Below are 17,538 nucleotides of genomic sequence, written 5' to 3'. Positions count from 1 at the left end.
TGGCACGTCATGGTGATGATGAGCGCGTAGTCAGGGCGGGGTGCGCAGTACTCGCGGCCGGGTCAGTATCCCGCCACGGCGCTCGTGGCCGTGTGATGGCCGCGGAGGGTAGCTGCCGATGTGGCCGATCAGTCCGGCGAGCGGCGAACCTGCCGCTACCGCAGGGTGACGATCACGGCTTGGCCGTTGCGGATGCGGTGACGACCGAGACTATCGTCCGCGGCCGCGGGATGGTGAGTGGGCGTAGTCCTGTTGACGTCGCTCACAGTCAACATTATACTCCACATCCGGCGGAGTTGACGTGCGATGTCGGCTAGGTAGGTGCCGGAGGACCACCGGGCTCGCTGTCCCGAAGTAAGATTTTGACCGTCGTGTGAGGTCGGTACCGGTTCCCGGCGGCTATCACTGCCGCGAAAGGCATGGGCGTTCACATCGGGAAGCCGTTGCCCGCGGTCGAGAAGCGTCTCGCAACGGCTGGCGGGAACCTTGCTCGATCGGATAGATGATCGAGATCAATCTGTCCAGTGCCCGATTCCGGGGTGGCGCGGAATAGCACCTGCTTCCAGGTGCCGCTGATGCGCTTACCTGGCAGACGTACTCGCCGGAAGACGTCATCAATGTGGGAGCCGCCGGCGACGCCTTGCTCACCGAGCAGGCCGCCTCGTTCGGATCGTCACCTCCGAGCCCGACGCTGTCATCGTCCAGGTCAAACCGTGTATCGACGCCGGATTTCGGTGCCGATCCGGCTAGCGGTTGGACCGGAGCGTGCAGGCGATTCAGGGGTCTGGCGTCGCTGGTGCACTTGCGATGACGTCAGACACACAGATGACCTCAGGCACACGAATGCCTTGCTCGCCGTGCACACATTAACCTAACCTGTAGGCATTAGGTTAATGCATGCGTTCAGCGAGGAAGCGGCCAACTAGGGACACGCAAGGCAGCGAGGCCGCACCTATCGGGAAAGCGAGAGCTCTTCACTGATGACCACCGATGATTCCACGGCACTGCGTGCAAGCCGTTCTACTGAGGTGACTCGCCTGGAGCGGGTTGTGGTGCGGTTTGCCGGCGACTCCGGCGACGGTATGCAGTTGACGGGCGATCGGTTCACCTCGGAGGCCGCCGCGTTCGGTAATGACCTGGCGACGTTGCCGAACTTCCCGGCGGAGATCCGGGCGCCGCAGGGCACGTTGCCCGGTGTGTCGTCGTTCCAGCTGCATTTCGCCGACTACGACATCCTGACCCCTGGCGATCGGCCGGATGTGCTGGTGGCGATGAACCCGGCCGCGTTGAAGTCCAACATCGGTGATGTGCCGCGTGGCGGGACGGTGATCGTCAACACCGACGAGTTCACCTCCCGGAACCTGACCAAGGTGGGTTACGAGAGCGACCCGCTGGCCGATGACTCGCTCGAGCCCTACACCGTGCATCACGTGGCGATGTCCACGCTGACCAAGGGTGCCCTGGAGGAGACGGGCCTGGGCAAGAAGGACGCCGAGCGCGCCAAGAACATGTTCGCCCTGGGGTTGCTGTCGTGGATGTACCACCGCCCGACCGAGGGCACCGAGCGGTTCCTGCGCGAGAAGTTCGCGGGTAAGCCGGTGCTGGCCGAGGCCAACGTGCTGGCGTTCCGGGCCGGGTGGAACTACGGCGAGACCACCGAGTCGTTCGCCACGACCTACGAGGTCGCCCCGGCGTCGCTGCCGTCCGGCACGTACCGGCAGATCACCGGTAACCTCGCGCTGGCCTACGGCATCCTCGCCGCCGGGCAGCAGTCCGAGCTTCCGGTGATGTTCGGCTCCTACCCGATCACCCCGGCCTCGGATGTGTTGCACGAGATCAGCAAGCACAAGAACTTCGGTGTGACCACCTTCCAGGCCGAGGACGAGATCGCCAGTATCGGCGCGGCACTCGGCGCCTCCTACGGCGGCGCGCTGGGCGTGACCTCGACCTCCGGGCCCGGGGTGGCCCTGAAGTCCGAGACGGTCGGGTTCGGCGTGATGACCGAGCTGCCGCTGATCGTGATCGACGTGCAGCGCGGGGGCCCCTCGACGGGATTGCCGACCAAGACCGAGCAGGCCGACCTGCTGCAGGCGATGCACGGGCGCAACGGTGAGTCCCCCGTGCCGATCGTGGCGCCGGCCTCACCGGGCGACTGTTTCGATGCCGCGCTGGAAGCCGCCCGCATCGCGCTGGTCTACCGCACCCCGGTGTTCCTGCTCTCCGACGGGGCGATCGCCAACGGCTCCGAACCCTGGCTGGTCCCGAACGTCGAGACCCTTCCGGACCTGCGCGTGGACTTCGCCACCGAGCCCAACGCCACCGACGGCTCCGGCGAGTTCTGGCCCTACGTCCGCGAGGCCGAGACACTGGCTCGCGAGTGGGCCCTGCCCGGCACCCCGGACCTGCAACACCGCATCGGCGGCCTGGAGAAGCAGGACGGCGCGGGCAACATCTCCTACGACCCGGACAACCACGAGCGCATGGTGCGGCTGCGGCAGGCCAAGATCGACGGCATCACCGTGCCGGAGGCCACCGTCGACGACCCGACCGGCGACGCCAGCGTGCTCGCCCTCGGATGGGGCTCGACCTACGGCCCGATCGGCGCGGCCTGCCGCCGCGTGCGAGCCGCGGGCCTGCCGATCGCCCAAGTTCACCTGCGCCACCTCAACCCCCTGCCTGCCAACCTCGGCGAGATACTGGCCGCCTACGACCGTGTGATCCTTCCCGAGATGAACCTCGGCCAGCTCGCCCAGCTGCTGCGCGCGCGCTACCTGGTCGACATCATCAGCCACACCAAGGTCGCCGGCCAGCCCTTCAAAGCAGAAGAACTCCAGGAGGTGTTCTGCCATGTCGTCGAACGAGGCCACGCCACAGTCGGATGACACAGAGCCAATCAAGCTCTACCCCCTCTACGAGATGGCCTGCAGCGAGTGCGGCCACCCAGCGCAAGGGTTCGTCCCCGGTGTGGGAGCGCGGCACGGCCACACCTGGTGTCGCTTCGCACCCGCGCCTCGAGGAGCGAAGAGGGGGCTCCTCGGGAAGTTGTCTCGACGGAAACAGGACGTCGTGAGCGGGGAAGGACTAGATCCGTATGACCGTGATTGATCTCGGGCTGCCCGCCCTGGGCGGCTTGGACGATGTGCCCACGACCGAGGAGCCGGGCAAGGCCAAGGACTACAAGTCCGACCAGGAAGTGCGCTGGTGCCCCGGTTGCGGTGACTACATCGTGCTCAACACGGTGCAGTCGTTCTTACCGAGCTTGGGGCTCAAGCGGGAGAACATCGTGTTCGTCTCCGGGATCGGCTGCTCGAGCCGTTTCCCGTACTACATGAACACCTACGGCATGCACTCCATCCACGGCCGCGCCCCCGCGATCGCCACCGGTCTGGCCACCAGTAGGCCCGACCTGTCGGTGTGGGTGGTCACCGGGGACGGCGACGCCCTGTCCATCGGCGGCAACCACCTGATCCACACGCTGCGCCGCAACGTCAACCTGACCATCCTGCTGTTCAACAACCGCATCTACGGGCTGACCAAGGGCCAGTACTCCCCCACCAGCGACCAGGGCATGGTAACCAAGTCCACCCCGATGGGCTCGGTCGACACCCCGTTCAACCCGATCTCGCTGGCCCTGGGCGCCGAGGCCACCTTCGTGGGCAGGGCCCTGGACTCCGACAAGAAGGGCCTGTCCGAGGTACTGGGCGCCGCTGCCGCCCACCGCGGCTCGGCGCTGGTCGAGATCTACCAGAACTGCCCCATCTTCAACGACGGCGCGTTCGACGTCCTCAAGGACAAGGACGAAGCAGCCAGCAGGTTGATCCCGCTACGCTCCGGCGAGCCGGTCACCTTCGGCCCACAAGGCGAGTACGCGGTGGTCCGCTCCGGCTTCGGCGGACTCGAGGTCGCCGCAACCAGCGAGGTCGCCACCGCCGACATCGTCACCCACGACCCCACCATCGACGACCCCGCCTACGCCTTCGCGCTGTCCCGCCTGGACGACCAGACCCTGACCCACACCCCCACCGGGATCTTCCGCCAGGTGCAACGCCCCACCTACGACGACGCCGCTCGCGAGCAGGTCAGCAAAGCACGCCACGACAAGCCCGCCGACCTGCAAGCCGTACTCACCGGCAACGACACCTGGACCGTGTCATCAATTTTACGCCCCGCAAATCATGTAGAAAAATGCTATGGGCAGGAAAATGGGAATCAAGAATATAGGCCACAAATTATGTTTGGATGAAATTAATTTCTACGGTAATTGCGCAGCGGAGGAGCATAAGGCCGAAAAGCCGACGGTGGAGGATCTGAATCAGGCTGTAGAACGAGGCAGAATGTTACTCAACGGGCGATCAACCCTCATTCTTCGAGGCTGCACTGTTAAGTTGCCAAATTCCGAGGTTGCGCCTTGCGTGAACGGTTCTGATGTTGCCATCAGAGCATTGCGGAACCGAGCAAGCGTTCGCCTGATACCTGCGAGGAGGGGCTGGCGGTATGTCTCACGTACAATTTAGGGTACCGGGAGGTGTGACGCTGGTATGTGAGATCAGTGGGCCATCAGATGGTCAGCCGGTCATTCTGCTACACGGAGCTGGGCAAACCAGGAGCAGTTGGAGCGACACCGTCGCGGCACTAACGCACTGCGGGTTTTGCACCGTGGCCGTCGATTTGCGCGGACACGGGGAAAGTGGGTGGGCGCCTGATGGCGATTACTCAATGGATGCGTTGGTTGACGACGTCCGTGCGGTAGCTAGCCAATTCGACAAACCCGCCATGCTCGTCGGAGCGTCCATGGGGGGGCTCGCGGCACTCGCCGCGGCAGGTGAACATCCGGCGGTGGATTGCGTCGCTCTCGTCTTGGTGGACGTTACGCCCCGTATCAGTATTGCGGGAAGTCAACGGATCATTGAGTTCATGCGCACCGGCATCGAAGGTTGGCCATCGCTGGAAGTCGCCGCTAGGGCGATATCCCGATTTCTGCCTTCCAGCAGCCAAAACAGAGGCTCGGAACGTTTGCTGAAGAACCTGCGGAAGTGCGACGATGGTTACTGGCGGTGGCATTGGGATCCCGCATTTCTCGATCCCGAAAGCTTACATCTTACTCGAGGAACCCCGGAAAGATTCGAATCCGCAGCAGGCAATGTTTCAAATCCGGTTCTGTTGATCCGAGGGGGTAGCAGTGAACTCGTAGATGAAAACGATGCGAGGGAGTTCTTTCGGGTCGTCCCGCATGCCCAGTACGTCGAAATTGATAACGCTACACATGCTGTCACGGAAGACAAACGACAAATAGCCACTCGTTCGATTATAAAATTCTTGTCCCGAATCGGTTCTCCTAGCCGCTCGGACAGCTACTAGCCGCACCTTGGAGAGTATAACGTAAGAAACAGTATAACTAATAACCGTACGCGTCTGTTAGTCGGAACCGGAGGCGCGGTAGCTGGTGGTAGCAGCGTCGAGTCAGGTCTGAGTGCCCATAATGACCTGCATCGCGGCTACAGCGGGTACCTGAACGTCAGATATCGAACACGCCATCGGCGTCACGATCTACTTCGTCAACCCGCAGTCGCCCTGGCAGCGTGGCAGCAACGAGACCGTCGACGGCGTACTGCGCCAGTACCTACCGGAGGGAACCGATCGAAGCTCGTGGACAGCCGGGCAGCTCGACGAGACCGCCACCGAGCTCAACGATCGGCCGCGCCTATGCCTTGGCGATCGGAGAGCCGTGGCTGACGCTTCTTGACCAGCTGCGGCTCGAAACTTGCGGTCCCGATCCTGCGGCACCTCGATGACGACCGGCCCAATCTCGGTCACCCACCGTGTTAGCCCGGCCACCACAACGCGAGTTCGCATTGTGATGCCTGGCAGGATCGCGGCGCCCGTAGCCGAGGTGCTCGATTATCTACGCCGCCAGCGCGATCTCGAACACCTGATCGGTCAGCCCGGTCAACATCCCGTCCGGGCCGACCAGTTCGACCCCCTCGCCGCGGGCGGACTCCACCCATGGCTGCACAAGCTGGCGTTGATCGATCGGAGCCGACATCGGCTCATCATCTCGTGCACGACTGGTCTGTTCGCCGAGCCACGCTCGGCGTGCCGGTCCGGATGCACCGCTCATCGGACAGGTCCAAAGCGAGCAAGACCGTGGAGTCGAAGCACGTCGTTGGTCGCATCATCGTGTCAGACACAGTGACATGGACTGTTTTTGTGTTATCATTTCGCCGCCCGTCGCCCTGGTCAACTCTGCCGCGAACCCGAGGTCACCGGCAGTAGTTATACCCGGCCGGGTAGGGTAGACGAGCCAAATCTTAAGCTTTAAGATTGACGTGGATGTAACTCACACACGATGAGGCCGTGCTCGCCCGAGAGGCAGGACCTGTATCCGAGCATGGCAGGTCAGGGTGCGTGCCGATGCTCTCAGAAAGCAGCAAGGAGATCTCTGAGCACGGATCACTACGACGACGTTGTCGTGGGGGACTTTCCTCAGGGGCGATCGTCGGCGGTCGCCTCGCCGAGACGGGAGCGAAGGTACCCCCCTCGAGGCCGGAGGTACCGACCGCCGATACGTCGTCCTGGTCCGCGCCGGCGTGATTTCTGCCAACCAGCGCCTCAAGTGGAGATATCCCATGGGTCCGGACCCGATGCGCACCGGCAAACCGGAGGCGATGATGGCCGGCAAGGTGCTCGGCGCCAGCGGATCGATTGACTCCTGCGTGTACGTGCGCGGCGACTGTGCGATCGGAGTCGAGTACCGACTCCGCGGAAGGCGCCACCGTACGCACATCCGCGACCAAGTCGTCGTGGGAGCAGGCGCGACTGCCGCACCGAACCTGCTTCAACTCTCCGGGGCCGGTCTACGGAATGAGCCGGAAAGACTCGGAACTGACGTCCTCCGCGACTGCCCCGGGGCCGGCGAGCGGGCAGCTGACCAAACATGTCGACACCGACACCGTGACCCCCAAAGTTCCGCTACCCCTGGCGTCACCGCGCTTGCGCACGGCAACCGTTCAACGCACTCTCACCGGTCTGCCGTCGGCGACCATGCCGACGCGACGCGTCGGCCTCCGAGACCGCCGTTCACCACGGTTTGGCGCTCAGCGACGACCACGGACGTAATGTGCTGCTCTTTGTACCCGTCACAGACGGCGGACCGCGAAATGACCCACGTGCGGTGATAGCGACTGCATCAACTGGAAGTGGCCCACCATGACGGCTCGGCGGGCATCTTCCATCAACGACAGGCTCAACTTGTAGGCCGAACCACCAGGACGTCGCGGCGACAGCCGACTCGATATACGAACCGACCTACGTAGTTTTGCGGATCTTCCGTCCCGAACGCCCTGAGAAGCTCACATAGTGGATAAGCAGGTTGCAATCGCCAGTGCCGAGAAGCACGCAGCAGGGACACGAGCTCAGCCGGCCCGCTTACGCACTGGGAGGTGATCAACAAAGCCAGACCATTCCTCGGTCTCGAGTCGCCGAAGTCCTGCGGGCACACGCCGCGACTACCTAAACTTCGCTCTCCTCGTAGTGAATAGGGCGAAATTCAATACGAGGTCGGGCTGAAATTAATCGTCGATCTCGTTACAGACGAAACGACAAGATGAACGATGTGCAGGACCCTGCAAATGGGAGCAAGTTGCTATGGACACGCGGATGGCTAGTGATACGGACGCGCGGACGGCCAGTGATATGGAAATGCGGATGACCACTAAAGCCCTACGGTGGTGCACCTGGGCTGGTCCAGTGTGGGTCGGGCTGCTGGCAATAGGATTCGTTATCTTCGCAGGTTTCATGCCACCTCCGAGCCCGGAGCTTGGCGCAGACGCGGTCGCACAAATGTACGCCGATAACCAAGTCTCGATGCAGATCGGTATGGCGATTATGATGTGCGGGGCTGCTATAATGGGTCCGTGGGGGGTGGCAATTTCGGTCTGGACCAGGCGAACCGAGGCGGGCTTCCCGGTCCTGACCTACACCCAACTGGTATCCCTCGGTTGCGGCGTAGCAATATTTGTGATCCTTTACATTCCGTGGGGCGTGGCTACATTCCGGCCTCTTGAAACGTCGCCGGAAATAACACAAATGTTGAATGATTTCGGCTGGTTTATGTTCCTCATGGACGTGCCGCCGTTTATCATTTGGGTAGCTGCAATCGGACTTGGCATTCTCTGGAATCCCGGCAAACACCAAGCCTACCCGCGCTGGGTCGGATATTACTCCCTTTGTAGCGCCCTCCTGATGTTCCCAGGACTATTCTTGATATTCTTCAAAACCGGACCACTGGCGTGGAATGGCCTACTCGCATTCTATGTTCTCATGGCGGAGATCCTGACCTGGGCCCTCGTCATGACTGTGTACACGGAACGGGCAATCCGGCAGTACGAGAGGAAGTACCGTCACACAGGAATTGGTGACGGAGACGGACAAGTTGGTGACGAAGACGGAACGTGGCATTCGGAGAACTCGGTACCGAGCAGGTTGCATTCGGAAGGGCCCGCACCGAGTGAGTATATATACTAGGAACAGGTGCCGAGCGTACATGCTAGGAGATGGATCGAAGAATGACCAAAGACGCTGACGAAGCCACAACGTCTACCGTTGCGAGCCCGCGTGTCGCTACCCAAAGCGACCGACGACCCTGGATCCCAGGGGAAACTGGGATCTGGGTATTCATTTTCATCGACTTGACAGTGTTTTTGCTGCTGTTTGCGCTGTTCATGTACGAGCGCTCAGAGCAGTTGCCGCTATTCAATCAGTCGACGGAAACCCTAAACGTCGGCGTCGGCGCATTCAACACATTGCTGTTGCTAACCTCCTCGCTCTGCGTGGCTCTCGGCGTCGATGCCCTGCGCCGGCGGCGCGCAGTTGCGGCACAGAAGTGGTTCATCGGCACCTTCCTTGCCGGGCTGGCATTCGCAGTCGTCAAGTCAGGGGAGTGGACCGAAAAAGTTGGAGCAGGACAAACTCCTGATGAAAACAAATTTTACGAGCTCTACTACGTTATGACTGGACTCCATTTTGTTCACGTGGTAGTAGGGCTCGGTACGATTATCATGCTTTGGACAATAGCACGCAGGGAGCGTGTCGGGCACAAATATGTGCGAGCGACGGAAGCCGGCGCTTGCTATTGGCACATGGTGGATCTGCTCTGGATTGTTCTGTTCGGCCTGTTCTATCTGATGCAGTAGGAGGATGCGGTGCTTACATATGTGAAGGAAAAACCGGTGGTGGGCGCTTGGCTCGCGCTGATGCTCCTGACGGGCGTTTCGTGGTGGCTCGGAGCCGGAGACAGCGGACACAGCGCGGGCTTGGACTCGATGACGGCGGCTACGGCGGCTATGATTATCGTGTTGTTCGCAAAGGCTCACATCGTAGGTATGTATTTCATGGAGTTGCGACATGCCATGGAACCATTGCGGCGCGGGTTCCACGTCTGGATCATTTCGGCCTGCGCCATCGTCCTCGGGCTGTATCTGTGGGCTTGAACCGAACCCTCGTCGGGTCACGTCCGTGGTGGTGGTGTTTGGGGTGCCACCGTGTGATCCGTGGCTAGTCTAGGCGCTGAGGGGTTCGATTGTCTTCAACTCCTCGGCGTCTGTCGCTGTGGGTGCGTCTACTGTGGTGAGTGTTTCGATGCTGGTGTAGCGGCGGTACCCGGTCCATTCGTCGTTGTGTTCCATCTGCACTGCCCTGAGCAGGCGGGTGATGGCATCACGGTCCGGGAAGATGCCAACGACGTCGCTGCGGCGGCGCTGCTCGCGGTGGAGTCGCTCCTGAGGATTGGACGACCACACCTGCCGCCGCACCGACCGCGGCAGGGCGGTGAAGGCCAGCAGGTCCTCCCGCGCGCCGGCCAGATGGTCAGCGGCGGTCGGCAGCGTGTCCTGCAGCGCGGCGATAACCCGGTCATACTGGGCGTGCACTTGATCGGCGTCGGGCTGGTCGAAGATCGTGCGGACCAGCGTGGCTACCCACGGCTGGCTGCTCTTGGAGATCTTGACCAGCAGATCTCGCAGGTAGTGGGTCCGACATCGCTGTTAGGCCGCGCCGGGCAGTGTTGAGCGGATCGCCTCAACCAACTCCGGGTGGGCATCGGTGGTGACCTCGAAGCCGAGGATTTCGCGGTGCCCATCGGCGTTGACGCCCACGGCCGACAGGGGAGTGCACGGTGACCACTCGCCCGCCTTCGTACCGGCGACACCACTGGTAATACGTAGGACGGCTGATGCCGAAATAGCGGCACGTCAGCGCCACGTTCGCTGACACTTTCTCCACATGACGTAACACCGCCAGGCGCCGACGCACCTGGCGGTCCATCTGAAGAGAAATTGTCAAGACCTGTGGATGAAGATCTTTTAGGCGGCTGATGGTGGGGCGTGTTCGTCGGGTCGTTCGACGAGTTTGCCGTTGACGAAGCGGGCGTCGGCGCGGACGAGCGCGACGAGTTCGGGTGCGTTGACCGCGCGCCAACGGGCTTGCGCGGCGTCGATGAGCTTGAATGCCATCGCCAGTCCAGCGGCTCGTGATCCTGGTCCTTTCGTCACCTTTGTCCGGTGTCGAACCGTGGCGAAGGTCGATTCGATGGGGTTTGTAGTGCGAAGATGCACCCAATGCTGGGCCGGGTAGTCGTAGAAGGCCAGCAGCTGCTCGACGTCCTCGGTGATCTTGGCGACGGCCTTGGGGAACTTGGCACCGTAGGTGGCATCGAAGGCCTGGACCGCGGCGAGTGCGTGGCTGCGGTCCTCGGCGCCCCAGATCTCGGCCAGCGCCTTCTTCGCTCCGGGGTGGGCCGACTTCGGCAGTGCGGCCAGCACATTCGCCGATTTGTGGAACCAGCAGCGCTGCTGGCGGGTCTGCGGGAACACCTCGCGTAGCGCGCCCCAGAACCCGAGCGCGCCGTCCCCGACGGCGAGCACCGGGGCGCGCATGCCGCGGCGCTTGCAGTCGCGCAGCAGGTCGGCCCACGACTCGGCCGACTCGCGGTAGCCGTCGGCCAGCGCGACGAGCTCCTTGCGGCCGTCAGCGCGCACCCCGATCATCACCAGCAGGCACAGCTTGTGCTCCTCGAGGCGAATGTTGACGTGGATGCCGTCGGTCCACAGATACACGAAGTCCACCTCGGACAGGTCCCGCTCGGCGAACGCGCGCTGCTCGGCCTTCCAGGTCTCGGTCAGCTTGGTGATCACCGCCGACGACAGGCCCTTGGCCGAGCCGAGGAACTGGCCCAGCGCGGGCACGAAATCGCCCGAGGACAGCCCGTGCAGGTACAGCAGCGGCAGCACCTCGGTGATCTTCGGTGTCTTGCGCGCCCACGGCGGCAGGATCGCCGAGGAGAACCGCTGCCGCTCGCCGGTGGCGGCATCGACGCGCTTGTCGTTCACCCGCGGCGCGGTCACCTCCACCGCGCCGGCGCTGGTCAACACCTCACGCGGCCGATGAGTACCGTTGCGCACCACCAGCCGGTGGCCGTTGCCGTCGCGCTCGTCGGCGAAGCGAGCGATGTAGGCATCCACCTCCGCCTGCAACGCCTCGGCCAACATCCGACGGGCACCGTCGCGCACGATCTCATCGATCAACGACCCGCCGCCCGCTCCGCCGGTCGCGTTGGCCTCGGACTCGTCATGGACTACCTTGAGCATGGGCGTACCTTCCCGAACCAGCGCGCCAACGCCGGTCCTGATCAGAACTACTTGGACTTCCAGATCATCCTCGGGAAGGTGCGCCCCTTCACGTCACCTCGCCGAGGACCATCCACAGGTTCTGATCATTCCTCCATCTGAAGCTGACTCACCAGAACTCCCTATGATCATCAAGCCCCGGTGTCAACCATCTCCAGCAGTTTTATACTACGTGGCGAACGAAACAGCCACTGATATACGGTGCGCGGCTAGAAGATGGCGGGCAGTCCGAGTGTCCGTCCCATGTGCTGTCGTCACTATACCCGCGTCCCGGCGTCGGGTTCGCTGGATCGGTGAGCCAACAATCGGCGGTGTACCTGCGCGAGGATCCAATCTCGAGATGCGCTCGTCTGGCCCGACTGTATGGTTTATCAGCGTAGTGCGATCGACTGCAGGAGTGGTGGAAGGCAGGGTCGCCGACAGTTCGACGCGCAGAAGGGCCTCGTAGCGCGTGCTCTCGCGCGTCAACAGGAGTATGTGGACGTGCGAGTGTTGGAGTGCCGCGCACGCCTCGTCAACCGTGATCCCGACCGGTCATGCGTTCGGCGTGGTAATCATGTCGGCCACGCTGCGTTGTGCGAGGCTGGCCGCCAACTCTAGGACGAAGTGCTCGCAATCGATCATTTGACACTCGGGAAGCCTCAACATGACGATCACTGGTGGCATCTGGCCTGCGCCACAAGATCGGTCGTGTTAGTGAGCTTGATTCGCGGTCGTCCCAGGACCTGCCCAGACTGTCGCTCATGATGGTCGATCGCCTTCCACCCGTCATATTCGACGAGAGCAGGCTGCCTTTGCTTGACGATCTCGCGAACGGTCGGTGCGTCCACCGTGTCAGCTCTGGGTAGGCGACCTGCGTGGGCGTCCGCCCAGAACGACCGGACGGTATCGCGAGCGCACTTCTTGTTGGTGCCGATAATGCCGTTCGGACCACGTTTGACCCAGCCGGTGACGTAGGTGCCCGGTACCGGTGTGCCGTGGTCAAGGACGCGGCCGTCCGCGCTGGGGATGACGCCCTTGTGGTCGTCGAACGGCAACCCGGCAATGGGGGTGCCGAAATAGCCGATGGCACGCAGCACGAGGCCGGCGTCGATGACGGCCTCCTCGCCGGTCGGCCGCGCCCGCAACCGGCCGGTGGCGGGGTCGTGTTCGAGATGGTTGCGGGAGGCGAGCAGGCCCTCGACCCGGTCGTGGCCCAGCAGCTCCACGGGTGACGTGAGGAACCGCAGCACGATCCGCCGGGGATGGCCAACGATCGGCCGATGGGCGTACCGCCGCAGGGTGTCCACCTTGCGCAGCGTCGCCGCGTCCGCGTCGTCCAAGACGACCTCACCGTCGCCGGGCAGGTCCTCACCTTCCACCACAATGTCCACTCCGGGGAGCTCGCCGAGCTCCTCGAGCTCGGGGTTGTTGAACGCGCCGTGCAGATGTCCGCGCCTGCCCAGCACTATCACTTCGCGGACGCGGCTGGCCCGCAGCGCAGCTAGCGCGTAGTCCGCGATGTCGGTCCGCTCGAGGACGTCGATCGGGGTGGTCAGGATGCGCGCGACGTCCATGGCGACGTTCCCGTTGCCGATCACCACCGCCCGCTCGACGGACAGGTCGATGTCCAGGTCGCTGTGATCGGGGTGGCCGTTGTACCAGGCAACGAACTCGCGCGCCGAGTAGCAGCCGGGCAGGTCCTCACCTTCGATGCCCATGTGCGTGTCGCCGGCGGCGCCGACCGCGTAGATCACCGCGTCGTACCAGGCCGACAGCTCCTGCGGAAGCACATCCCGGCCGACCTCGACGTTCCCGAAGAATCGGAAGCCCGGTCGCCGCACGACCTCGTCGAATACGCGGGTGATGGCCTTCTTCTCGGGGTGGTCGGGCGCGACACCTCCACGGATCAGCCCCCATGGGGTGGGCAGCCGCTCGAGCACGTCGACCTCGACAGGACAAGTTGCCAGGTTCACTAACCTGCCGTCGAGGTACGTCCCTGCAGGCGGCTCCAGCAAGTGGCGCGCAGCGTACATTCCCGCGGGTCCAGCCCCGACGATTGCAACTCGAAACGGGCGGCTGTCAATCATGGCCGTCACTCCGGAAGTAGTCGGCGTTTACCTGCGTATAGTGCTGCCACTGCGCCGGAATGTCGTCTGCCGGGAAAATCGCATCGACTGGGCACACTTCTAGGCACGCATCGCAGTCGATGCACTCGTGCGGATCGATGTAGAGCTGCTCGGCCTGCTCGAATCCTGGCTCCTCCGGACCTGGGTGTATGCAGTTCGACGGGCACACCTCAACGCACGAGTAATCCGCCACGCACGTGCCAGTGATCACGAAAGCCATGTTGAACTCCTCTCGTCCGGACGGCAACGGTCGCAGGCTGGGTGGATACCTCCACACCAGGAATCAGGACGCCAGGCCGTGCCGGTCTCACATCGCGTATCGTTGCTCATGGTCAAGCCTCATGCGTCGATCTGACCGAGCGACCTGGACCGGCTATCGTTTCGCACAGGGCGCATCGTTACCTTGATCCCGTTGAGCTTCGCGTTACCAGAGGGCAAATCGACATTCTCTCGATGACTGGGTGTGAGTACGTTGTACCGCGCACCGCCGGCGGCATTCGCGACTTGCCAGCCGCCGTTGTGGCCGAAACCTGGCGGCAGCGCAGCCGCCCCGGGTGCGACGTCGTCGGTTGTGCTCACCGGGACCGTGATCGTCCCCGTCCCGTACTGGGAAGTCAATTCGACCGTCTCGCCGTCCAGTACTTCCACGGCCTCGGCGTCTTGCGGATTGACCGACAGTCGCTGGCTCCGATCACCGACCATTAGTTTCGGGATGTTGTTCAGACTTGAGTTCTGGCCGCGCAGCTGGCGCTGATTGATTAAGCGCAACTCGCCCACCTCAGGCGCGGGTGAGTCGAGCATCCGCTGAAACTCCGACTCGATTATCTCGTGTTCCAGGTGCACCTTGCCGTCCTTGTGGAACACATGCTTTTGGAGGGTGCCGGTCGGGCATCGGTCGGCGAGCTTGAGCGGGCCGCTCGCCAACAGCTTGCGTCGACTAAGGCCGCCACGGCGCAGGCCGAACCAGTCACCGTGTTTACCGGTTCGCAGTAACAGATCGACCATAGTCGCAGGCTTGGGTCGGATGCCGACCCGTCCTAACAATCTCCCGACTTTCAGGGGCGAAGGCACAAGCCTGGTTCGGCGGCAGATCTGATCGAGGCTCCACGAGTCATCCTTGGCTTCTCCGCGGGCGTGCACGACGGCTTCACTCCACTTCGCCACGGGGACGTAGCTGTGCCCCTGTGTGAATATTGGAAAGTTGTCACGCTCAAGCGCGTGGGCAGAGGGCAGGATGAAGTCGGCATGACGGTTGGTCTCCGTCCGGTAGAGGTCGAGGGAAACAAACAGATCCAGTTGCGGAAGCGCCGCGTCGATCTCTTCGCATGCCGGACCGGTGTTCGCCACGTTGGAACACGCCGAGATCAGCGCCCTGAGCTGTCCTTTGCCGGGCGTCGTGATCTCGCGGGCTAGCGTAGCCAGCGGCGAGGTGCCTATCACCTCGGGAAAGTCGTCCACTCGCGTGCGCCAGCGGTCGTATCCGGTAAGTCCAAAGCGATACAGCAACTTCTCCAGATTGATCATGGGATAACCGAAGATCATACCCCCTTCGCGATCTAGGTTCCCCGTCACGAAGTTGACAGCGTCGATCAGGTACTTCACCAATGTGGAGCGGGCACCCAAGGAAGCCCCACATCGGCCGTATACGGCCGCAGAAGGCGCGTTCGCCACGTCACGCGCGAGCTGAGCGATCTTGTCGATAGATATTCGGGTCTCGTGCTCGACCCGGTCGAGGTCGACCCCCGCCACCAGCCGACGCAGGAAGTCGGCACCAGTGGTTTGGCGCGCAAGAGCCTCATTGTCCTGCAGCTCCTCGTCGAATATCACACGTAGCATGCCGGCCAACAGCCAAGCGTCCGCATCAGGTCGGATCGGCACATGCTCGAACAGTCTAGCGGTCTCGGACCGGCGTGGATCGACAACCGTTACGCGTCCGCCGCGCCGAGGGATCTCAAGCAGGGTCTCGCGGACTCGGCCGACGGTCATCATGCTCCCGTGCGACACAACCGGGTTGGCACCGATCATCACTAGGTGATCAGTGCGGTCGAGGTCCGGAAACGAGTTCACGAGTGCGTGGCCGTACAGCAGCTCCCCGACGACCCAGTAGTTGTTGACGTCGACTAGAGGCCGCGATATAGAAGTGCTTGGTACCAAGTGCGGCAGCCATCCCGAAGAGGCTCAGAAATAACCCATAATTGGACCCGATCGGGTTTCCGCCGTTGAGGCCCACCGACTCGCTACCGTACCGGTCGATGACGTCCTTGAGCCTGCTTGCGATCTCGTCAAGCGCTTGCTCCCAATCGACCTCCGCGAACGAGCCATCAGGCTGGCGCTTCAACGGCCGAGTCACCCGGTCCGGGTCGTTCCGGGCATCGGGGTACGCCATACCCTTGGCACACGCGAAACCCGCCGACAACGGGTGGTCATTGTCCGGGCGGACGCTGACCTCCGTCTCCATCTCGTCGACGGTCGCGATGAGCCCGCACACTGCCTCACAGATCCCGCAGTAAGTGCGCTTCTCACGAGTACGCGTGGACATATGTGCCATCACATCCTATCGGGCGATACTTCGAATCATCCCTACGACGGTGAGGCTGGCCGCGCTCGGCATCCCGCGCCCCTATCGGTGGTCAGATTCTCTTCGTCTCCACCTGACTGACGACAGAGACCGGCCATGTCGGTGCGGTCCACCATGTGCACTCTCGACCACGCGGAACTCGAAGACTTCCGGCGTGTCGAAGGCTCAGGCCTCTCTTCCAACTTTACCTAAAGGGATAAGGTAGGCCAGTCGGAGTGACCCTGTCAACCCGTTGCACCAGCAGCCGGGCGCCGGCCAGCATCCGCGACAGGCCCGCGGTAAGGCCGGGCTTGTCGGCCAGACCGCGCAGCAGCGGCTGCCCGGCAGGCGGCACGATCTCCTCAGAGCCTGGCCGGTGACTTCCAAACCCCGCGACCACCCGGTAACGTTCACCTCGAAGGCGCTGCTCGACCTTGGTCAGATACGGGCCGCAGTACTTCGCGTCGTCCCAGATCAGGAGTGCCTTTTGCCGCAGATGCGCCGCTCAAGGTCCGACCTGAATGTAGGGTCGGGGGTGGTGTTTCCTTGGTAGCCACGTCAATGGCACTTCCCTGTTTCACATAATACGATGATGAGTTACATATCCACGGAAGTCTGCTCCGCAACCAAGTCAACCCGCACGTGATGTCGCTCGCTGGGACCCACGACGCGAAGGAGGTTGTCATCTTGCAGACCTCGGAGCGCTACTGCACGCGCGCCCACACCCTCGGTGCCGAGACGCAGCTGGGGGCCGAGTTCGCCCAACACACCGCGGCCGAGGTGATGGTCACCCGCCCAAAAACGCTTCCGATCGACACAAGCCTCGAAGAAGCCCGGGCAATATTCGACGACGACCTTCACGTGCGCATGCTCTTACTGGTAGACGACGGCGTCCTGCATGGCACGTTGTTGCGAACCGACCTGCTCAGCACGCGAGCTCCCACCGACTTGGCCCTACCCCTGGCAAGACTGACAGACCGCACCACCAATCCCGACGAACGCATCATCGCCATTCATGAACGCCTCGTCGCCTCCGGACGCCGTCTAGCGGTTATCGACACCAACCACCGCCTGCTCGGGCTGCTGTGCCTGAAACGCCACCAGAGTGGCTTCTGCAGTGACGAGGGCATCATGGCCCGCGCCCGCGAGCGAGAAGCCGCTGGCCGGCCCGCGCCATAATCCTGCGGCGGCC

The 17,538-nt window shown here is 62.9% G+C and carries 13 protein-coding genes and 4 pseudogenes; 9 read left to right on the top strand and 8 right to left on the bottom strand.

The features are described from left to right. The first annotated feature begins 980 nt into the window (after positions 1–980). From H0B56_RS14490 to H0B56_RS22940, 4 genes and pseudogenes are all read left to right on the top strand, one after another. On the top strand, positions 981–2,882 hold the full coding sequence (locus tag H0B56_RS14490) for a 2-oxoacid:acceptor oxidoreductase subunit alpha (RefSeq protein ID WP_180893602.1): 1,902 nt from the start codon (positions 981–983) through the stop codon (positions 2,880–2,882). A 209-nt stretch (positions 2,883–3,091) separates the two neighbouring features. Continuing rightward, positions 3,092–4,150, top strand: a pseudogene (locus H0B56_RS14485) (2-oxoacid:ferredoxin oxidoreductase subunit beta); the annotation flags it as partial. Between the two features lie 344 nt (positions 4,151–4,494). Further along, complete coding sequence (locus H0B56_RS14480; protein ID WP_246361204.1) at positions 4,495–5,358, top strand: alpha/beta fold hydrolase; 864 nt, start codon at positions 4,495–4,497, stop codon at positions 5,356–5,358. 172 nt (positions 5,359–5,530) lie between these two features. Next, positions 5,531–5,743 (top strand): annotated as a pseudogene (locus H0B56_RS22940) (IS30 family transposase); the annotation flags it as partial. A gap of 159 nt (positions 5,744–5,902) precedes the next feature. Here the strand turns inward: H0B56_RS22940 and H0B56_RS14475 are convergent. After that, positions 5,903–6,043 carry a hypothetical protein gene (locus H0B56_RS14475; RefSeq protein WP_180893599.1) on the bottom strand — a complete coding sequence of 47 codons (141 nt, stop codon included), beginning with the start codon at positions 6,041–6,043 and terminating at the stop codon, positions 5,903–5,905. A 583-nt stretch (positions 6,044–6,626) separates the two neighbouring features. On the opposite strand from H0B56_RS14475, the gene H0B56_RS23670 reads away from it, so the two are divergent. The 4 genes from H0B56_RS23670 to H0B56_RS14455 all read left to right on the top strand — a co-directional run bounded on the left by H0B56_RS23670 (position 6,627) and on the right by H0B56_RS14455 (position 9,488). Then, positions 6,627–7,175 (top strand): GMC family oxidoreductase N-terminal domain-containing protein, encoded by a 549-nt coding sequence (locus H0B56_RS23670; protein WP_180893598.1) that lies wholly within the window; start codon positions 6,627–6,629, stop codon positions 7,173–7,175. Positions 7,176–7,704: 529 nt separating this feature from the next. Then, positions 7,705–8,523 carry a hypothetical protein gene (locus tag H0B56_RS14465; RefSeq protein ID WP_180893597.1) on the top strand — a complete coding sequence of 273 codons (819 nt, stop codon included), beginning with the start codon at positions 7,705–7,707 and terminating at the stop codon, positions 8,521–8,523. Positions 8,524–8,564: 41 nt separating this feature from the next. After that, positions 8,565–9,191 carry a cytochrome c oxidase subunit 3 gene (locus H0B56_RS14460; protein ID WP_180893596.1) on the top strand — a complete coding sequence of 209 codons (627 nt, stop codon included), beginning with the start codon at positions 8,565–8,567 and terminating at the stop codon, positions 9,189–9,191. Positions 9,192–9,200: 9 nt separating this feature from the next. Beyond that, on the top strand, positions 9,201–9,488 hold the full coding sequence (locus tag H0B56_RS14455) for a cytochrome C oxidase subunit IV family protein (protein ID WP_180893595.1): 288 nt from the start codon (positions 9,201–9,203) through the stop codon (positions 9,486–9,488). A gap of 69 nt (positions 9,489–9,557) precedes the next feature. On the opposite strand, the pseudogene H0B56_RS14450 reads toward H0B56_RS14455, so the two are convergent. From H0B56_RS14450 to H0B56_RS23660, 7 genes and pseudogenes are all read right to left on the bottom strand, one after another. Beyond that, positions 9,558–10,191, bottom strand: a pseudogene (locus tag H0B56_RS14450) (transposase); the annotation flags it as partial. A gap of 15 nt (positions 10,192–10,206) precedes the next feature. Beyond that, positions 10,207–10,320, bottom strand: a pseudogene (locus tag H0B56_RS23665) (IS481 family transposase); the annotation flags it as partial. 38 nt (positions 10,321–10,358) lie between these two features. Next, positions 10,359–11,642 carry an IS256 family transposase gene (locus H0B56_RS14440; protein ID WP_180893593.1) on the bottom strand — a complete coding sequence of 428 codons (1,284 nt, stop codon included), beginning with the start codon at positions 11,640–11,642 and terminating at the stop codon, positions 10,359–10,361. 692 nt (positions 11,643–12,334) lie between these two features. Continuing rightward, positions 12,335–13,678, bottom strand: a complete 1,344-nt coding sequence (locus H0B56_RS14435; protein ID WP_246361203.1) for a ferredoxin--NADP reductase domain-containing protein — start codon at positions 13,676–13,678, stop codon at positions 12,335–12,337. Between the two features lie 64 nt (positions 13,679–13,742). Beyond that, positions 13,743–14,009 (bottom strand): 4Fe-4S dicluster domain-containing protein, encoded by a 267-nt coding sequence (locus tag H0B56_RS14430; RefSeq protein ID WP_180893591.1) that lies wholly within the window; start codon positions 14,007–14,009, stop codon positions 13,743–13,745. A 119-nt stretch (positions 14,010–14,128) separates the two neighbouring features. Further along, the gene (locus tag H0B56_RS23275) at positions 14,129–15,943 is read right to left on the bottom strand and encodes a molybdopterin-dependent oxidoreductase (RefSeq protein ID WP_281373664.1); all 1,815 of its coding nucleotides are present in this window, start codon (positions 15,941–15,943) and stop codon (positions 14,129–14,131) included. Further along, on the bottom strand, positions 15,825–16,328 hold the full coding sequence (locus tag H0B56_RS23660; RefSeq protein ID WP_219632780.1) for a molybdopterin-dependent oxidoreductase: 504 nt from the start codon (positions 16,326–16,328) through the stop codon (positions 15,825–15,827). Before H0B56_RS23660 ends, H0B56_RS23275 begins: the two co-directional genes overlap by 119 nt. 705 nt (positions 16,329–17,033) lie before the next feature. Here H0B56_RS23660 and H0B56_RS14420 point away from each other — a divergent pair. Beyond that, a complete protein-coding gene (locus H0B56_RS14420) occupies positions 17,034–17,525 on the top strand; it encodes a CBS domain-containing protein (RefSeq protein WP_180893590.1) in 492 nt (163 codons plus the stop codon). Positions 17,526–17,538 lie beyond the last annotated feature (13 nt).

Origin of the sequence: Haloechinothrix aidingensis, from assembly GCF_013450155.1 — a bacterium.
GTDB lineage: Bacteria > Actinomycetota > Actinomycetes > Mycobacteriales > Pseudonocardiaceae > Haloechinothrix > Haloechinothrix aidingensis.
The sequence above is the reverse complement of the archived record's forward strand: the minus strand, read 5'-3'. Positions and strand labels throughout refer to the sequence as shown.